Source organism: Vibrio sp. 378 (assembly GCF_033339435.1).
The window spans coordinates 1-676 of the sequence record NZ_JAWOUO010000610.1 but is presented as its reverse complement, the minus strand read 5'-3'; the positions used below and the strand labels follow the sequence as shown (position 1 = coordinate 676).

Below are 676 nucleotides of genomic sequence, written 5' to 3'. Positions count from 1 at the left end.
GTTGCTGCGCCGCCTTCCACAATCGCACCGAGTTCTTGGCTAATTGCGTTACCTGCCTTGGAATCGGCAAACACCGCATCCAAAACGCCCGGTTTTTGCACTTCAGTTGCAGAAATAACGTCGCCATTTGCGTTGTACGCCACCATGACGATTTGTGATTTCAGAATCGTACGTAGGGTTGCATCGTCCACATCAATGCCAGCAGCTTGAAGGCTTGCAAGGTGGCGGAAACGAGATTTAAGACCGTCAGACAAATCGCCCGCTTTGGTCAGCTCAACAGCTGTACCGCCAGAGATTTGCTTGTCTTCATCCATTTTGATGTCGTTGGTCAAGCTGTAGAACAGCTTCATGGAATCAGCATTGGCTGCTGCTTCCCATGCGATAGTGTTGGCATCTAACCAATGCGCTTTTTGACCATCAATATCGACTGGACGTTCTTCGATTGGCTCGTAGTAAAGCTCGCTGCTGCCGTGGAAGCCAAATAGACCTTTAGAGTCGCCAATTTTGGTCAGCTCCACTTTTGAGTTCGAGCTACCGAAGGCTTTCTCATCGCCTTTGTGCAGAATGAAGTTCATACATTCGTGCGGATCAGACGCATCTGGGTTCACTTTCAGTACGTAGTAAGCGCCGTAGGTGTCGTTGATGCCGTCGAATGGACGCGGTGCAGACCAGTCCG

1 pseudogene is annotated in these 676 nt (G+C 50.3%); it reads right to left on the bottom strand.

Annotated elements, in window-relative coordinates:
• Window positions 1–676 (bottom strand): annotated as a pseudogene (locus tag R7Q48_RS27835) (pullulanase-associated domain-containing protein); the annotation flags it as partial.